Source organism: Caballeronia sp. NCF2 (assembly GCF_023631205.1).
Lineage (GTDB): Bacteria > Pseudomonadota > Gammaproteobacteria > Burkholderiales > Burkholderiaceae > Caballeronia > Caballeronia zhejiangensis.
Genome location: NZ_JALQDN010000054.1, coordinates 160,901 through 176,064 on the forward strand (window position 1 = coordinate 160,901; position 15,164 = coordinate 176,064).

Below are 15,164 nucleotides of genomic sequence, written 5' to 3' on the forward strand. Positions count from 1 at the left end.
TGCCACGGACGAGCGCTTGCATCCGCTTACGGTTTCTTCAAGGTACGCCCGTTCACGGGAATGCGGCGTGCAAACGCAGCAAAGCCCATATGGACTTCAGAGGATGAAAAGTGAATGCCGGGGCACTGGCGCCCCGTTTGATCGCGCGACTTCGATCAGACCGCGACGAAGCCGAGCATCTTCGATACGCGCTGCGCGCACGCGTGCAGCGCCGTCGCGATGTCGCCGTTCCACGCGCCGTCGAACGATCCGCTCGGACCGATCGCCGTGATCGCGAGCACGATATTGCGCGTGTGATCGAAGACCGGCGCGCTCATCGCGCTGATGCCCGCGACGGGCTCGTCGATCGCCCGCGCGATGCCGTGCTCGCGCACTTCGGCGAGCATCGCGTCGGTTTGCGCACGCGTGTAGTCGCGCCGTTGCGCGCCGACCTGCAACGCGCCCGCACGCTCGATGGCGACGAGCGCTTCGACGGTCATCGGCGGCAGATAAGCCGCGAATGCGCGGCCCGTCGCCGTCTGCAGCAACGACATCACCGTGCCCGTACGCATCGTGACGTGGATGGGCACGCTCGCCTGCTGGATGTGAACGATGGTCGGTCCATAGCTGCCCGCAGTCGCGAGCGCGACCGTATGCTCGATGCGGGGCGTCACGTTCGCTACTTCCGCAATCGCGAGGCGCACCGGATCGACGCGCTGCAGACTGATCAGACCCATTTGCAGCGCGAACGGCCCGAGTTCATAGCGGCCCGTCGCGGGATCCTGCTGAATCAGGCCGAGATTGCCGTAAGACACGAGATAAGGATGCGCCTTCGCCGACGGCATGCCGGCTTTCTTCGCGAGATCGCCGAGCAGCAACGGGCCGCCGTGGTCCACGAGCGCGCGCAAAAGCGCTCCGCCTACTTCGATCGATTGAATCCCGCGGCGCACTGCGCTCATGCCTGACCTTGTGTTGTTGTCCACGATGCGCGCGATGATAACCGCACTCGCGTGCGTACCGTCATACTTCGGGGTTCAGGCGCTCTATCAATTCGCGATGTTGCGGATAGCGCGCCTCCAGCGTGCCCGGCACGGCCAGTTCGAACTCGCTGAACTCGAAACCCGGCGCCACCGTGCAGCCGACGAGCGATACGCCTTCTCTATCGTGACATTCCGCCGCGAACCAGTCGCCCGCTTCGACGACGGTCTGAAACACGGCATCGGCACGATCGAGCGCATTGCCGAGCCGATGCGTGACTAGCGTTCCGTTCGCTTTGAGCACATGCACGTCGATCGGATCGCCTGCGTAGAAGTGCCAGACTTCATCGGAGCGAATGCGATGCCATGCCGAATGCGCGCCATCGCAAAGCAAAAAGTAGATCGCGGTGGACGCCGAACGCGTTTCGCGTTCGTCCTCGCGCACGACGTTGCCGCTCGCGCGATACGTCTCGCGAAAGAAGCCGCCTTCGGGATGCGGCTCGAGCTTCAGACGCCGAATGATTTCGCTGCTGTCGATGCGTTCGCGTTGCATGTCGTTCCGTTGGCAGAGCGGTTGCGGTTCGCGTATTCTGCATCGGATTGCTCGTATCGCCATGCTCTTCAACTCATCGACCAACACCATGACTCTTTCTTCTTCCTTGCTCAACGCTTTCGCGCCGACCGGCACGCTGCGCGCGTCGATCAATCTCGGCAATCCGATCCTCGCGCATCGCACCGACAGCGGCGAGCCGGGCGGCGTATCGGTGGACATCGCGCGCGAGCTGGCGTCGCGGCTCGGCGTGCCTGTCGCCTTCACGTCGTTCGACCGGGCCGCCGAATCGGTCGAAGCCGTCACGAACGAAAGCGCGGACGTCGGCTTCTTCGCGATCGATCCGCTGCGCGGTGCGGGCATCGCGTTCACCGCGCCGTACGTGCTGATCGAAGGCTGTTATCTCGTGCGCGAGGCATCGCCGCTCACGCGCAATGAAGATGTGGATCGCGAAGGCAATCGCATCATGGTCGGCAAGGGCAGCGCGTATGACCTCTTTCTCACGCGCGAGATCAGGCATGCGCAGATCGTACGCACGGCGTCGTCGCAGGCCGTCGTCGAAGCCTTCCTGCGTGACGGCCTCGAAGTCGCCGCGGGCGTGAAGCAGCAACTCGAAGCCGACGCGTCACGCACGCCCGGACTGCGCCTGCTCGACGGACGCTTCATGGTGATCCAGCAGGCGATGGGCTTGCCGAAGCGCCGCGGCGACGAAGCCGCGCTTTATCTGCGCGACTTCGTGGAGGATGTGAAGCGCTCGGGCTTCGTCGCCGCTGCGCTTGCACGGCACGGTATCAAGGGGGCATCGGTTGCCCCGGCAGCGTAATCGCTCACGCGTCGATGAACGCCGGCGTCACGCTCGCCATCACCGACTGGATCGACGCGACGTTCGAGCGCGACGTCGCGGGCGGGCTTGCCGCGTTCAATCGCGCGCAACTCGGGCCGAGCCATCAACGCGATCTGGCGGTGTCGCTCTATCGCGATGACGACTTTCTGGGCGGGCTCGCAGGCTACACGGCGTGGGACTGGCTCTTCGTGAAATGGCTGTGGATACGCGAGGACGCGCGCGGCGCCGGACTCGGCGCACGCGCGCTCGAAGCCGCCGAAAGCGAAGCGAAAAAACGAGGATGCCGCGCCGCGTGGCTCGATACGGTCAACCCCGCAGCGCGCGCCCTCTACGCGCGCTGTGGTTACGAGCTTTTCGGCGAACTCGCGGATTTTCATGCGGGTCAGCCGCGCTACTTCATGCAAAAGCGCTTCTAGTCATTTGGCGTTTTGCATTTCGCATGCATGAGACCAAAGCGCATTTTGAATTAAGCATGCGATTTCAGCCGTTCCGCGACACGCGCCGTGATCGCACTGCGCGCGGCCAGCGACGGCGCGCAACGCTCGCGCACATCGTTCGCGACCGCGGCGGGCGCGCGCGCCGGATCGCCCGAGTCGAACGGCGGCGCCGGCGCGTATTCCATCTGCAATTGAATCGCCTGCGCTTCGTGCTTGCCGACGAGTTCGGCCGCGAGCGTCAGCGCGAAATCGATGCCCGCCGTGATGCCGCCGCCCGTGAACAGGTTGCCGTCGCGCACGACGCGCTCGTGCACCGGAATCGCGCCCAAATCCGGGAGCAGATCGTGATACGCCCAGTGCGTCGTCGCACGCTTGCCGCGCAAAAGCCCCGCCGCGCCGAGCACGAGCGAGCCGGTGCAAACCGAGGTCACGTAGCGCGCGCCCGCCGCCTGTTCGCGGAGGAAGGCGAGCGTTTCCTCGTCTTCCATCAGATCGCCGACGCCTGAACCGCCCGGCACGCACAGCACATCGAGCGCGGGGCAATCCGCGTAGGTCACGTCGGGCGTCAGGATCATGCCGGCGCTCGACCGGACGGGCTCGCGCGTCTTCCGGACGAGATGCACCTTCGTGTCGGCCATGTGCGCGAACACGTCGTAGGGGCCGGTCATGTCGAGTTGCTGCACGCGAGGAAACAGCAACAGGCCGATATGTAGCGTCATCGTTTTCTCCTTGATCGAGCGTGTTTTTCGTGTGGACGAACCGATGCTACGCCGCTACGCTATGGCGAATTCGACACATAACCCACGTTTTACGCCATCTTGTCTTTCGTGGAAAACGCCATGCGAACCATCGACGTGCTCGCCTTCCCCAACGTGCAGTTGCTCGACGTCGCGGGCCCGTTGCAGGTGTTCGCGTCCGCCAACGACCTGGCGGTCGCGGCGGGCTTGCAGCGGCCGTATCAGCCGCGCGTGGTTGCGCGGGGCGGCACGGTGAACGCGTCGGCGGGACTGGGGCTCGTCGGCGAGGCATTGCCCGATGCGAGCGAAGCGTGCGACACGCTGATCGTCGCGGGCGGCTGGGGCGTGCACGAAGCGGTGCACGACCGCGAACTGGTCGATTGGGTGCGCGCGCGTTCGGCGCACGCGCGGCGCACGGCGTCCGTTTGCACGGGCGCGTTTCTGCTTGCCGCCGCCGGCCTTCTCGACGAACGCCGCGCCGTGACGCACTGGACGCGCTGCGGGGAACTCGCCACGCGCTTCCCGGCGATCCACGTCGAGCCCGATCCGATCTTCATCCGCGACGGCGACGTATGGACATCCGCGGGCGTCACGGCGGGCATCGACCTGTCGCTTGCGCTCGTCGAAGACGATCTCGGCCGCGCGCTCGCGCTCGACGTCGCGCGCCATCTCGTCGTGTTCCTCAAGCGCCCCGGCGGGCAGGCGCAGTTCAGCGCGGCGCTGTCGTTGCAGCAGTCGGGCGAACGTTTCGGCGAGCTGCATGCGTGGATCGCTGAAAATCTCGCGGCGGATCTTTCGGTCGGCGTGCTTGCCGCGCGTGTCGGCATGAGCGAGCGCAGCTTCGTGCGCCATTACCGCGCGCAAACCGGCATGACGCCCGCGCGCTCGGTCGAACGCATGCGCCTCGAAGCCGCGCGCCGCCTGCTCGGCGATACGGCGCTTCCCGTAAAGCGCATCGCCGCGCGCTGCGGATTCGGCACCGAGGAAACGATGCGGCGCGGTTTTCTGCGTTCGCTGGGCGTGTCGCCGCAGGCGTATCGCGAGAGATTTACCGGGCACGATCGCGTCGAAACCGCGCATCCGGCATGAATGCCCGTATGCATTGCGGCACGAGCGGCTTTTTTTGAACCGCATGCTCAAGGCTGTATGCTCCGTGCCGTTACCCATATAGAGCCTTTGCTTGTGACGCGCGCCCGGAGCAGCGTGCGAGCGCAGTCGCTGAACGAGACCCGCCCGACGTGGCGGCAATATGGCCTGGAGCGCCGATGAGTGTGTTTCCCGCGTACGACGCGCAGGTTGCCCGCGCAACCGCGGTCGAGCCTGCAACCGTGGCGGCGACCGATGAAAAGGTTTTCGCGAGCGTGGCGTCATCGATCGACGCATTGCTGCGCGAGGCCGCCGCGATGGGCTGCCCGCAGCAATGGGCGTGGTATCGCGCGGGCGAGCAGTTGCATCTCGAGCGGCGCGGCGATGCAGCGCTTCCCGATGCGCAGGAATGGCCGCATGGCATCGCCGAGGAACGCCTGACGGAGGTGTGCATCGATAACGGCTGGCACTGCTGGCCGACCGGACGCGGCGAGAGCGTGCTCGGCTGGCTGCTCGCGCCGGTCACGCATCGCGACGACGCGCATCTCGCCGAACTCGCGCGCACGCTCGGCGAGCGCGTGCAGGCCGATGCCCTCGCACGCGCGCAACTCACGCAGCGCGTGCTTTATGAAATCGCCTATCTGGCGAGTTCCGTGCCCGAGCGCGCCGATTTTCTGCGCGGCGTGCATGAACGGCTCGGCACGCTCATCGACGCGGAGAACTTCTATCTCGCACTCTACGATCGCAAGACGGGCAAGATCACGTATCCGTATTATGTCGACGTCATCGATACCGACGTCGTCGCGGCCGAAAACTACGACATCCTGAATCCGGAACGTCTTTCGATGACGGGTCGCGTGCTCACGAGCGCGCAGCCACTTTTCATCACCGCCGCGGATATTTGCGCGGCGGAGCGCGCGGGCCATTTCTATTGCATCGGCGACCGCCCCGAGTTCTGGATGGGTGCGCCGCTCAAGAATGCGAGCGACGAGGTATTCGGCATGCTCGCGATGCAGGTCTATGACGTATCGCGCATTTATACCGTCGAGGACCGCGCGCTCTTTCTGGTCGTCGCACGACATGTGGCGATGGCGCTCGACCGCATCCTGCATCGCGCCGATCTCGAAGAGCAGGTCGCGCACCGCACGTCCGAACTGTCGAAGCTCAACGCGGCGCTGCGTCACGGCATCGCCGAGCGCGAACGATCCGAGCATCTGCAAGCTGCGCTCTACCAGATCGCAGAATTGTCGAGCCGTCCCGGCGACATGATGGAGTTCTTGCGCAGCCTGCATGGGATCGTCGGCGAATTGCTTTACGCGCGCAATTTTTATATCGCACTCATCGAACCGGAAACGGACGAAGTGTCGTTCCCGTATTACGTCGATGAAATCGTGCAGGAGCGCCCCGCGCCGCGACGCGGACAACGCGGCCTCACCGAATATGTGATCCGCGAGCGGCGCGCGCGGCTGATCGATCATGCGGAGGCGCTGCGTCTCATCGAAGAAGGCGCGTTCGAGATCGAGCATAGCGAAGTGCGTCTGCGATCGTGGCTCGGCATTCCGCTCTTCGATGGCGATGTCGTGCGCGGCGTGCTCGCCGTGCAAAGCTATTCGCCGCTCGTGCGCTATTCGCTGCGCGATCAGGAACTGCTCACCTTCGTGTCGCGGCATATCGATACGGCGCTTTCGCGTCGGCGCGATGCCGAAGCGCTGCATGCCGCGAACCTCGAACTCGAAGCGCGGGTCCAGGCGCGCACGCGCGAACTCGACGATGTCAACGCACGCCTGCTTTATGAGAACTCGCACGATTCATTGACGGGCTTGCCGAATCGAAGCCATCTGATGCACAAGCTGCGCTGCGCATGGCAGGACTATCAGACGCGCGGCGACCAACTCTCGGTGATGTTCATCGACCTCGACCGATTCAAGGTCGTGAACGACAGCCTCGGGCATCACTTTGGCGACATGCTGCTGGTTCAGGCCGCGGCGCGCTTGCGCGATTGCCTGCGTTCGACGGATCTGCTCGCGCGCCTCGGCGGGGACGAATTCGCCGTGCTCTCCCCGGATGCACACGTTCGCGATGCGGTATCGATCGCCAAGCGTATTCTGGCCGCGTTCGATCTGCCGTTTCACATCGAAGAGCATGTCGTGTTTTCGTCGTGCAGCATTGGCATCGTGAGCGCGGACAGCCAGTTCCATACCGAGCCCGCCGACCTGTTGCGCGACGCCGATACCGCGATGTATCGCGTGAAAAATGCGGGACGCGACAGCTTCGTCGTGTTCAATCAAGAACTGCGACGTCAGGTGTCGGACCAGGTGGAACGTGAGGGCGCATTGCGCAATGCGATCAAGCGCGATGACGAACTGCTGCCTTATTTCCAGCCTATCGTCGACGTAAAGAGCGGTGAGATCGTCGCGCTCGAAGCGTTGATCCGCTGGCATCAACCCGATGGCCATATCGTCGGGCCGGGTGAATTTCTTCCTTCGGTCGAAGGCTTGAGGCTCATCGGCAGACTCGATCTATACATGCTCGAACGCGTTGCCGCGATTCTCTCGAATGCGCGCTTCGCGCACTGGCCGCCGGTGCATGTGAACTGCTCCAGCTATAGCATGACGCGCCCCGAATTCGCCGATGACGTTCTGGCGCTATTGCGTCGCTATCGCGTCTCGCCGTCGCGCGTGTGCCTCGAGCTTACCGAAGGCGCGCTCGTGGCCGAGCCCGATCTCGCGCGGCGCACCATGCAGCGACTGGCCGACAACGGCATGTCTGTCGTGCTCGACGATTTCGGCGCGGGATTTTCGTCGCTCAGTTATGTGCATCAATACCAGTTCACCGGCCTCAAGATCGACAAGTCGTTCATTCTCGAACTGACCGAAAGCCCGCGCAGCCGTGCGATCGTGCGCGCGATCGTGCGCATGGCGGAATCGCTCGATCTGACGCTCGTCGCGGAAGGCGTCGAAGATGCGGCGACGCTCGCCGTGTTGCGCGACATGGGCGCGGCGCAGGCGCAGGGCTATTTCTTCGACAAGCCGCTGCCGCTCGACGCGCTCACACGCACCGCGCTCGCTCCGCGCGCGACGACGGCAAGCGCGGCACTGTAGCCGCGTGCATCAAGGCATACCGCCCAGCGACGGTGAAATGATGCTGCCCGGCTCGCCCTTCGGCGCACCGCTCTCATCGGCCACGGCGCGTGTCGACACCGGCGCGTGGTTCTTCGCGCAGGTCTCGACCGAGTCGCTGCCGAGGCATTGCTGAAAGCCATCGGCAGTTACCTTGGTGTCGAAGCTATAGATGATCTCGCCGACCTTGACTTCGGTGTCGGAGATGCGGTCTGCTGCAATAGCCATGTTATGTCTCGCCTCGATTTCGGTTGGAACGTATCGACAATTCAGCATCAACCGATCCCGGTGACGGGTACGCGCGTTGCTGAATCGTCAGGGTTATCGTCGAATCGAAAAGGAGGCGGAAATGGCACAGCATCCCGCGCATTCGCAGAATCACCGGCATCCGGATGAGCCGCGCCCGGAAGAAATCGCGCGCGTGCTGAAGGGCGCCGACTATCCGATGGGCAAGGAAAAACTTCTGACGCTCGCGAAAAGCAATGGCGCGGACGGCGAGGTCTTGGCCGTGCTCAACAAAATGACCGATCGCAATTTCGACAGCGAAGATGCGGTGCTGCGCGAAGCCACGCGCGTCGAGTAACAGCGACATAACTTTCGCTTATTCCGCAATGCGGCATTCAATCCTGCCGCCCCACGCTTTCGATCTTTCCGCAAGGCACGTGTTTTACGAGGAAAATGTAATGGCCGAAAAACCCGCAGCTCCCGATACGCACGACAAGCCGCGTGCGCCCGGAGGCAATAATCTGAGCAATATCGACCCTGCTGAAGCTGACCGGGTAATCCCTCGGCCGGGAGAGGCAACGGAACCCGACCCGGTCCATGATCCTGACAAGATCGGCACGACACCTGACGATTCGGGAAATCGCCCGAGACCGCTATAAAAAATTTAAATGAACGCCGGTGCAATTTCCAATCGTGTCATACCTGTTCTCGCGCTAGCATCTAAAGTGCGTCGATTTGGGATGCGCGGCTTTGCACGGCGCCTGCAGCAGAAGAACCGCGCAATGGCCCGGCATCCGTCTGGCCAATCATTGCACAAGGAGGCTCTATGAAGTGGGAAACCCCGAGTTTCACGGATATGCGCTTCGGCTTTGAAATCACGATGTATATCGCGACGCGCTAATCGGAAATGACAAAACGGCCACCTGAGTGGCCGTTTTGTTTTATGGGCGCGTCGAATCGATGCGTCAATCTTTGCCCGGCGTCCTGGATTGTTCGTTCGCGGGATCGGGAAGATCTGCGTTCTGTGCGTCAAGCCCGCCCTTTCCTGCAATTTCCGGCTCATTGCCCGATCCATAAGGCACTTCCGCCGTCTGATGCGGATGCTGATCGAGCCGACGGTTCTCCGGTTCGATCTCCGCTGCATTCGGGTGAGGCGCGGAATGCGGTTGTTGATGGCGTTTCTCTTCGCTCTCGCTCATCGTGAATCTCCTTTCGATGGGGCACCGAAGATTACTCAGCAACGCACGTTCCTTCAGACTCGCAAAAAGGGCCCGCAATGTTTCGCGAGCCTCTGCCAACACAACTACCCATACCGCTACTCAAGAGAATCAGATCGCTTGCGTAGCGAGTGCCGAGCCGATAACTTCGTTCGCCACCGCATCCACGGCCTGCTTCACGATGCCGACGATTTCGTCCGCTTCTTCACGCGTCGTGACGAGCGGCGGCGCGAAGCCGAGGATATCGCCATGCGGCATGGCGCGCGCGATCACGCCGCGTTCGAGTGCTGCCGCCGATACCTTCGGGCCGACCTTCAGCGCGGCGTCGAACGGCGTGCGCGCGTCCTTGTCGGCCATGAATTCGAGCGCCGCGAGCATGCCCGCCCCGCGCACTTCGCCGACGAGCGGATGCGAATCGAAAGCCGTGTGCAATTGCTGCTGGAAATACGCGCCGACATCGGCGGCATTCTGCGTCAGGTTTTCGCGCTCGAGGATATCGAGGTTCGCGATAGCAGCAGCCGCGCAAATGGGATGCCCCGAATACGTCCAGCCGTGTCCCATCGGACCATGTTCCCGCGAGCCCTTCTCGATCACGTCCCACACCTTCTCGCCGACGATCACGCCCGACAGCGGCGCATAGGCGCTCGTCAGGCCCTTCGCGACCGTGATGAGATCGGGCTTGATGCCGAAGTGCTGCGCGCCCATTTTCGAGCCGAGACGGCCGAAGCCGCACACGACTTCATCGGAGATCAAAAGAATGTCGTGCTTCCGCAGAACATCCTGGATAGCTTCCCAATAACCTTGCGGCGGCGCGATGATACCGCCCGTGCCCATGACCGGTTCGGCGATGAATGCAGCGATCGTATCCGCGCCTTCTTTCGCAATCAGCTTTTCGAGTTCATCGACGCAATACGCGGTGAATTGCGCTTCGCTCATGCCGGCGGGCGCCTTGCGATACCAGTGCGGACACACCGTGTGCTTTACGCGGTCGATCGGCAGATCGAAGTTCTGATGAAAGCTCGGCAGGCCCGTGAGACTGCCCGTCACGATGCCCGAACCGTGATAACCGCGCTCGCGCGAGATGATCTTCTTCTTGTTCGGACGGCCGAGAACATTGTTGTAATACCAGACGATCTTGATCTGCGTTTCGTTCGCATCCGATCCCGACATGCCGTAATACACCTTTTTCATGCCCTCGGGCGACCAGTCGATGATGCGCGACGACAGCTCGATGATCGTATCGGTCGAGTGACCGACATACGTGTGGTAATACGCGAGCTTCTTCGCCTGCTCATAGATTGCGTCGGCTACTTCGGTGCGGCCATAGCCGATGTTCACGCAATAGAGGCCCGCGAATGCGTCGATATAACTTTTACCTTGATGATCCTGAATGCGGATGCCCTTCGCGCCCGTGACGATCTTGCCGGGCAGCGCGCCGCTCGCGTGATCGTGTGCATGCGTGGACGGATGCATGAAGTGCGCGCGGTCTTCGGCGAACAGTTGCTCGAGCGATTGATTCTGCTGGGTCATGTGCTTCTCCTTGATATGCGGTACTGCGTGTCTCTGAGGATAGGTCTTCAGGCCGCGCTCGTGAGCGGCAGGCCGAGATTGCCGAGGCAAAAGTATTTCGTTTCGACGAAGGGCTCGAAGCCTTCCGCGCCGCCTTCGCGTCCGAGGCCCGATGCCTTCATGCCGCCGAACGGGATCGGCGCGCCGGTGAACTTCACGCCGTTGACCGACACCATCGCGAAATCGAGTCGGCGCACGAGCTGGAAGATCGTGTCGATGCGCGTCGCACAGACGTAGGCGGCGAGGCCGTATTCGGTGTCGTTGGCGCGCGCGACGGCTTCGTCGAGCGTATCGAACGGCGAGATCGCGGAGATCGGCGCGAAGTTCTCTTCGTCGTAGATACGCATGCCCGGTCTGGCATCGGCGACGACGGTCGGTTCATAAAACCAGCCACCGAGCGCATGAGCTTTGCCGCCGACGGTGATGCGCGCGCCTTGCGCCTTTGCATCCTCGACACGAGCGACGGTCGCATCGAATGCGGCCTGATGCATGAGCGGACCGACATCGACATTTGCTTCGAAGGCCGTCCCTACTTTCAGCGCTTTCACTGCTTCCGTGTAGCGTTCGACGAACCGTTCATAAAGCGGACGCGCGACGAGAATGCGGTTCGCAGCGCAGCAATCCTGCCCCGAGGTTTGAAACTTCGCACCCACTGCAACGCGCACGGCCTGTTCCAGGTCCGCGTCTTCCGTCACGATGAAAGGCGCGTTGCCGCCCAGTTCCAATGCGAGCTTCTTGATGCCCGCCTGCGCTGCCGTCTTCGCAACGAGACCGCCGACGCGCGTCGACCCCGTGAAGCTCACGGCGCGCACGCGCGTATCGCTGACGAGCGTTTCCATCGCCATTTGTGGCTCGCCGATGACGACGTTGAACACGCCCGGCGGAAAGCCTGCTTCTTCGGCGAGTTGTGCGAGTGCGATAGCGGAGAACGGCGTTTCGTGCGCGGGCTTCACGACGACGGTGCAGCCCGCGGCAATCGCGGCGGCGGCCTTGCGCGTGATCATCGCGACGGGGAAATTCCACGGCGTGATCAATGCCGCGACGCCGACCGGTTCCATCACGGTGCCGAGATGCGCGCCATCGATATGCGTCGGAATGGTGCGGCCCGCCAGGCGTTTCGCTTCGTTCGCGAACCATTCAACGAAGCTCGCCGCATAGGCGATTTCGCCTTTGGATTCCGCGAGCGGCTTGCCTTGCTCGAGCGACAAAATGCCGGCAAGGTCCGATTGATGACGCACGATGAGTTCGTGCCAGCGCAGGAGCAGCGCACTGCGCTTTTGCTGCGGCATCCAGCGCCATGACTGGAATGCGCGATCGGCGGCATCGATCGTCGCGACGATTTGCGCCTGATCGAGCATCGGGACATGGCCGATGACGTTCTGATCGGCGGGATTGGTTACTGCAATCGATGCGGCGCTGTCGCTGTGAATCCAGCGGCCGTCGACATAACAGAGGGATTTGAATAGAACGGGATGGCCCAGCAGCATGTTCGTCTCCTTGCTCAAAGCGTGCTTGATTTGCATGGTTCGATGGGTCCACTTTAAGGGCGTTGCCGCGATGGAGTTTTTTGTTATTGCCCTCGGGCGGTTGGTGTTTTTTCTGTTTTTTCTGTGCTTCTTTGTGCGTTTTTTTTGGGCTTCCCCGAGCCGACACAAATACGGGATCCGGCAACCAAAAAATAACTAAACCACATCGTCAACCCAATCCGGCGGCCCTTCCGTACTATTCTTCACGACTTTCGTAACGATATAAGTGAAGTACCGCTCGATACCCAACTCTTCGACGAGCAAAGAATCGATGAACCGCTGATAGTGATCGATATCCCGCGACACGACGTGCAGCACGTAATCCACGCCGCCGCCGGTGGCATAACACTGCACGATCTCGGAAGCCGCCGCGATGCGCTCCTCGAAGCGCCGCATATCTTGCGCGGTATGACGCGAAAGCGTCACCTCAACGACAATACGGCTGCCCTTGAAAGCAGCCGTCCAGTCGATATCCGCGCGATAGCCCTTGATAAGCCCGCTGTCTTCGAGTTTCTTCACACGCTCCCACGCGGGCGAGATCGACAAATTGACCTCTTCCGCAAGGCGCGATTTCGTTATGCGGCCATCCCGCGCAAGAATGCGCAGAATGGCCAGATCGTAGCGGTCGAGCTTGATCAACTTACACGCTCACGGCAATGTTGCGTTCGACGATATCCGCGACCACGGCCACGGTGTCGCCCATCTGCACGAGGCCCGGAAAATGCCGCGCCGCAAGCAGTCCGTCACGCTTCGCGCGATATTCAACCGGCGTCGCGCCCGTGCGCGTAACGTCATACACGCGCGCAAGCACATCGCCCGCTCTCACCATGTCGCCGAGATCGCGGCACATTTCGAGCAGGCCCGTATGCTCGCTCGTCGTGTAGCAGGAACCATCCGGCATGTCGAGCAACGTCGTCGTGCGCGCTTCGCCGCGAACCACCTCCTTCTCGATGATGCCCGCATACGCGAGAAAGCCGTACACGCCGCGCTCCGCCACCGCGACGCTCTTCGCCGTCGACGAACCGCCACCGCCCAGTTCCGTCGAGACGAACACCTTGCCCGCTTCCTCGGCCGCGCTGTCATACAGACCGATGCTGTCGAGTTCGAGCATCCGCATCGAATACGGCGCCCCGAATGCGCGCATCGCGGCTTCGCAACGCGACTGCTGCGTCCCGTCGTTCAATACATGAATGGCCGCAAACGGCAGAAAATCGAGCGTGCGGCCGCCCGCGTGGATATCGAGCACGTAATCGGCGAGCGGCAACAGATGACGCTGAAAGTAATCCGCGATCTTTTCCGTCACCGTGCCGTCGGGCTTGCCCGGAAAGCTGCGATTCAGATTGCCCGCGTCGATCGGCGAAGTGCGCGAACCCGCGCGAAACGCCGGATAGTTCATGAACGGCACGATGACCACACGGCCGTTCACGTCGCTTGCCTTCAACGTCGATGCGAGCTTCGCCAGCGCGATCGGCCCTTCGTATTCGTCGCCGTGATTGCCGCCCGTGAGCAGCGCGGTCGGTCCGTCGCCGCGCTTGATCACGGTGACGGGAATCATCACGGCGCCCCACGCGGAATCGTTGCGCGAATACGGCAGCTTCAGAAAGCCGTGCTGTTCGCCCTCTGCATCGAAGTCGACGGTCGGGCTGATCGGTGACGCGCGCATCGTGCTACTCCTTCACGAACAATTTGCGAGGCGTGTTGCAGAAGGTCTCGACGCCGGTGTCCGTAATCAGGATGCTCTCCGTGATTTCGAGGCCCCAGTCGTCGAGCCACAGCCCCGGCATGAAGTGGAACGTCATGCCGGGTTCGAGGACGGTCTGGTCCCCAGGACGCAGGCTCATCGTGCGCTCGCCCCAGTCCGGCGGATAGCTCGCGCCGATCGGATATCCGCAACGGCTATCCTTCTCGATGCCGAACTTGCGCAACACCGCGAAGAAAGCATTGGCGATGTCCTCGGTCTTGTTGCCCGGCTTCGCCATCGCGAGACCCGCCTCGATGCCTTCGACGACCGCCTTCTCGCCTTCGATGAAATGCTGCGGCGGGCGGCCGAGATACACCGTGCGCGAGAGCGGGCAGTGATAGCGCTTGAAGCATCCGGCGATTTCGAAGAACGTGCCCGCATTCGCCGTGAACGTCGAGTCGTCCCATGTGAGATGCGGCGCAGCAGCGTCGGAACCCGTCGGCAATAGCGGCACGATCGCGGGATAGTCGCCGCCATAACCTTCGACGCCCGTGATGCCCGCTTCGTAAATCTGCGCGACGAGATCGCTCTTCTTCATGCCCGGCTCGACCGTGTCGAGAATGCGCGCATGCATCTTCTCGACGATGCGCGCCGCGACGCGCATGTACTCGATCTCGCGCTTCGACTTCACTGCGCGCTGCCAGTTGACGAGCGCGGTCGCATCGACGAACTTCGCGTTCGGCAGATGCTGCGTCAGCGACGCATACGCCTTCGCGCTGAAGTAATAGTTGTCCATCTCCACGCCGATGCGCAACGTGTCCCAGCCACGCACGGCAATTACTTCGGATGACAGATAATCCATCGGATGGCGCACCTGCGACTGCACATAGTGATCCGGGTAGCCGACGATATCGTCGTGCGACATGAACACCGTGCGCTTCGCGCCGTTCGCGTCCTGGCCACGGCCGTACCAGACCGGATCGCCGTGCATCGCGAGCAGCACGCATTGATGCACGTAGAACGACCAGCCGTCGTAACCGGTGAGCCACGCCATGTTGGTCGGGTCGGTCACGATCATCAGATCGATGCCCGCTTTCTCCATCGCGCGCCGTGTCTTCGCGATTCGCGCGTCGTACTCGCTGCGTTCGAACGGCAGGCGTACCACGGGCGCCCCTCGTTCATCCGGCTTCTTCTGTTGCGTGATTTCGGACATCGTC

General features: G+C 62.5%; 16 protein-coding genes. 6 read left to right on the plus strand and 10 right to left on the minus strand.

Annotation, left to right across the window (positions count from 1 at the left end; translation table 11 throughout):
* Positions 1-155 precede the first annotated feature (155 nt).
* A complete protein-coding gene (locus tag NCS02_RS18390) occupies positions 156-938 on the minus strand; it encodes an IclR family transcriptional regulator (RefSeq protein ID WP_250503050.1) in 783 nt (260 codons plus the stop codon).
* 61 nt (positions 939-999) lie between these two features.
* Positions 1,000-1,509, minus strand: coding sequence for a cupin domain-containing protein (locus NCS02_RS18395; protein WP_250503051.1), 510 nt, complete (start codon positions 1,507-1,509; stop codon positions 1,000-1,002).
* Positions 1,510-1,597: 88 nt separating this feature from the next.
* Between NCS02_RS18395 and NCS02_RS18400 the strand changes: the two genes are divergently transcribed.
* Together NCS02_RS18400 and NCS02_RS18405 are read left to right on the plus strand one after the other, a co-directional pair.
* A complete protein-coding gene (locus NCS02_RS18400) occupies positions 1,598-2,329 on the plus strand; it encodes an ABC transporter substrate-binding protein (protein ID WP_250503052.1) in 732 nt (243 codons plus the stop codon).
* Between the two features lie 14 nt (positions 2,330-2,343).
* Entirely contained in the window at positions 2,344-2,766 is a 423-nt protein-coding gene (locus NCS02_RS18405; protein ID WP_008353060.1) for a GNAT family N-acetyltransferase, read from the plus strand.
* 50 nt (positions 2,767-2,816) lie between these two features.
* Here NCS02_RS18405 and NCS02_RS18410 read toward each other — a convergent pair whose 3' ends face one another.
* On the minus strand, positions 2,817-3,506 hold the full coding sequence (locus NCS02_RS18410) for a DJ-1/PfpI family protein (protein ID WP_250523258.1): 690 nt from the start codon (positions 3,504-3,506) through the stop codon (positions 2,817-2,819).
* 120 nt (positions 3,507-3,626) lie between these two features.
* On the opposite strand from NCS02_RS18410, the gene NCS02_RS18415 reads away from it, so the two are divergent.
* Positions 3,627-4,613, plus strand: coding sequence for a GlxA family transcriptional regulator (locus NCS02_RS18415; RefSeq protein ID WP_250503054.1), 987 nt, complete (start codon positions 3,627-3,629; stop codon positions 4,611-4,613).
* Positions 4,614-4,789: 176 nt separating this feature from the next.
* Positions 4,790-7,711 (plus strand): bifunctional diguanylate cyclase/phosphodiesterase, encoded by a 2,922-nt coding sequence (locus NCS02_RS18420; protein WP_250519920.1) that lies wholly within the window; start codon positions 4,790-4,792, stop codon positions 7,709-7,711.
* Between the two features lie 9 nt (positions 7,712-7,720).
* On the opposite strand, the gene NCS02_RS18425 is transcribed toward NCS02_RS18420, so the two are convergent.
* Entirely contained in the window at positions 7,721-7,957 is a 237-nt protein-coding gene (locus NCS02_RS18425; RefSeq protein ID WP_250435947.1) for a hypothetical protein, read from the minus strand.
* Positions 7,958-8,078: 121 nt separating this feature from the next.
* Here NCS02_RS18425 and NCS02_RS18430 point away from each other — a divergent pair, with 121 nt between their 5' ends.
* Positions 8,079-8,312, plus strand: coding sequence for a DUF2795 domain-containing protein (locus NCS02_RS18430; protein ID WP_008353051.1), 234 nt, complete (start codon positions 8,079-8,081; stop codon positions 8,310-8,312).
* Between the two features lie 468 nt (positions 8,313-8,780).
* Positions 8,781-8,855, plus strand: a complete 75-nt coding sequence (gene pqqA / locus NCS02_RS18435) for a pyrroloquinoline quinone precursor peptide PqqA (RefSeq protein WP_008353049.1) — start codon at positions 8,781-8,783, stop codon at positions 8,853-8,855.
* Positions 8,856-8,919: 64 nt separating this feature from the next.
* On the opposite strand, the gene NCS02_RS18440 is transcribed toward pqqA, so the two are convergent.
* The 6 genes from NCS02_RS18440 to doeA all read right to left on the minus strand — a co-directional run bounded on the left by NCS02_RS18440 (position 8,920) and on the right by doeA (position 15,160).
* Positions 8,920-9,195, minus strand: coding sequence for a hypothetical protein (locus tag NCS02_RS18440; RefSeq protein ID WP_241814105.1), 276 nt, complete (start codon positions 9,193-9,195; stop codon positions 8,920-8,922).
* Between the two features lie 87 nt (positions 9,196-9,282).
* On the minus strand, positions 9,283-10,701 hold the full coding sequence (locus NCS02_RS18445) for an aspartate aminotransferase family protein (protein ID WP_008353047.1): 1,419 nt from the start codon (positions 10,699-10,701) through the stop codon (positions 9,283-9,285).
* Positions 10,702-10,748: 47 nt separating this feature from the next.
* On the minus strand, positions 10,749-12,227 hold the full coding sequence (locus NCS02_RS18450; RefSeq protein WP_250503056.1) for an NAD-dependent succinate-semialdehyde dehydrogenase: 1,479 nt from the start codon (positions 12,225-12,227) through the stop codon (positions 10,749-10,751).
* 195 nt (positions 12,228-12,422) lie between these two features.
* Positions 12,423-12,902 carry an Lrp/AsnC family transcriptional regulator gene (locus tag NCS02_RS18455; RefSeq protein WP_175979575.1) on the minus strand — a complete coding sequence of 160 codons (480 nt, stop codon included), beginning with the start codon at positions 12,900-12,902 and terminating at the stop codon, positions 12,423-12,425.
* A gap of 4 nt (positions 12,903-12,906) precedes the next feature.
* Positions 12,907-13,929: a N(2)-acetyl-L-2,4-diaminobutanoate deacetylase DoeB gene (gene doeB / locus NCS02_RS18460; RefSeq protein ID WP_250435951.1), complete on the minus strand. Its 1,023-nt coding sequence runs from the start codon at positions 13,927-13,929 to the stop codon at positions 12,907-12,909.
* 4 nt (positions 13,930-13,933) lie between these two features.
* A complete protein-coding gene (doeA, locus tag NCS02_RS18465; protein WP_250503057.1) occupies positions 13,934-15,160 on the minus strand; it encodes an ectoine hydrolase DoeA in 1,227 nt (408 codons plus the stop codon).
* Between the last annotated feature and the right edge of the window lie 4 nt (positions 15,161-15,164).

What these genes read in the sequence shown, in the direction of transcription:
- NCS02_RS18410 (WP_250523258.1), bottom strand. Translation starts at nt 3,506, where the DNA reads ATGACGCTACATATCGGCCTGTTGCTGTTTCCTCGCGTGCAGCAACTC.
- NCS02_RS18445 (WP_008353047.1), bottom strand. Translation starts at nt 10,701, where the DNA reads ATGACCCAGCAGAATCAATCGCTCGAGCAACTGTTCGCCGAAGACCGC.
- doeA (WP_250503057.1), bottom strand. Translation starts at nt 15,160, where the DNA reads ATGTCCGAAATCACGCAACAGAAGAAGCCGGATGAACGAGGGGCGCCC.
- doeB (WP_250435951.1), bottom strand. Translation starts at nt 13,929, where the DNA reads ATGCGCGCGTCACCGATCAGCCCGACCGTCGACTTCGATGCAGAGGGC.
- NCS02_RS18415 (WP_250503054.1), top strand. Translation starts at nt 3,627, where the DNA reads ATGCGAACCATCGACGTGCTCGCCTTCCCCAACGTGCAGTTGCTCGAC.
- NCS02_RS18390 (WP_250503050.1), bottom strand. Translation starts at nt 938, where the DNA reads ATGAGCGCAGTGCGCCGCGGGATTCAATCGATCGAAGTAGGCGGAGCG.
- NCS02_RS18430 (WP_008353051.1), top strand. Translation starts at nt 8,079, where the DNA reads ATGGCACAGCATCCCGCGCATTCGCAGAATCACCGGCATCCGGATGAG.
- NCS02_RS18405 (WP_008353060.1), top strand. Translation starts at nt 2,344, where the DNA reads ATGAACGCCGGCGTCACGCTCGCCATCACCGACTGGATCGACGCGACG.
- NCS02_RS18425 (WP_250435947.1), bottom strand. Translation starts at nt 7,957, where the DNA reads ATGGCTATTGCAGCAGACCGCATCTCCGACACCGAAGTCAAGGTCGGC.
- NCS02_RS18395 (WP_250503051.1), bottom strand. Translation starts at nt 1,509, where the DNA reads ATGCAACGCGAACGCATCGACAGCAGCGAAATCATTCGGCGTCTGAAG.
- NCS02_RS18450 (WP_250503056.1), bottom strand. Translation starts at nt 12,227, where the DNA reads ATGCTGCTGGGCCATCCCGTTCTATTCAAATCCCTCTGTTATGTCGAC.
- NCS02_RS18420 (WP_250519920.1), top strand. Translation starts at nt 4,790, where the DNA reads ATGAGTGTGTTTCCCGCGTACGACGCGCAGGTTGCCCGCGCAACCGCG.
- NCS02_RS18400 (WP_250503052.1), top strand. Translation starts at nt 1,598, where the DNA reads ATGACTCTTTCTTCTTCCTTGCTCAACGCTTTCGCGCCGACCGGCACG.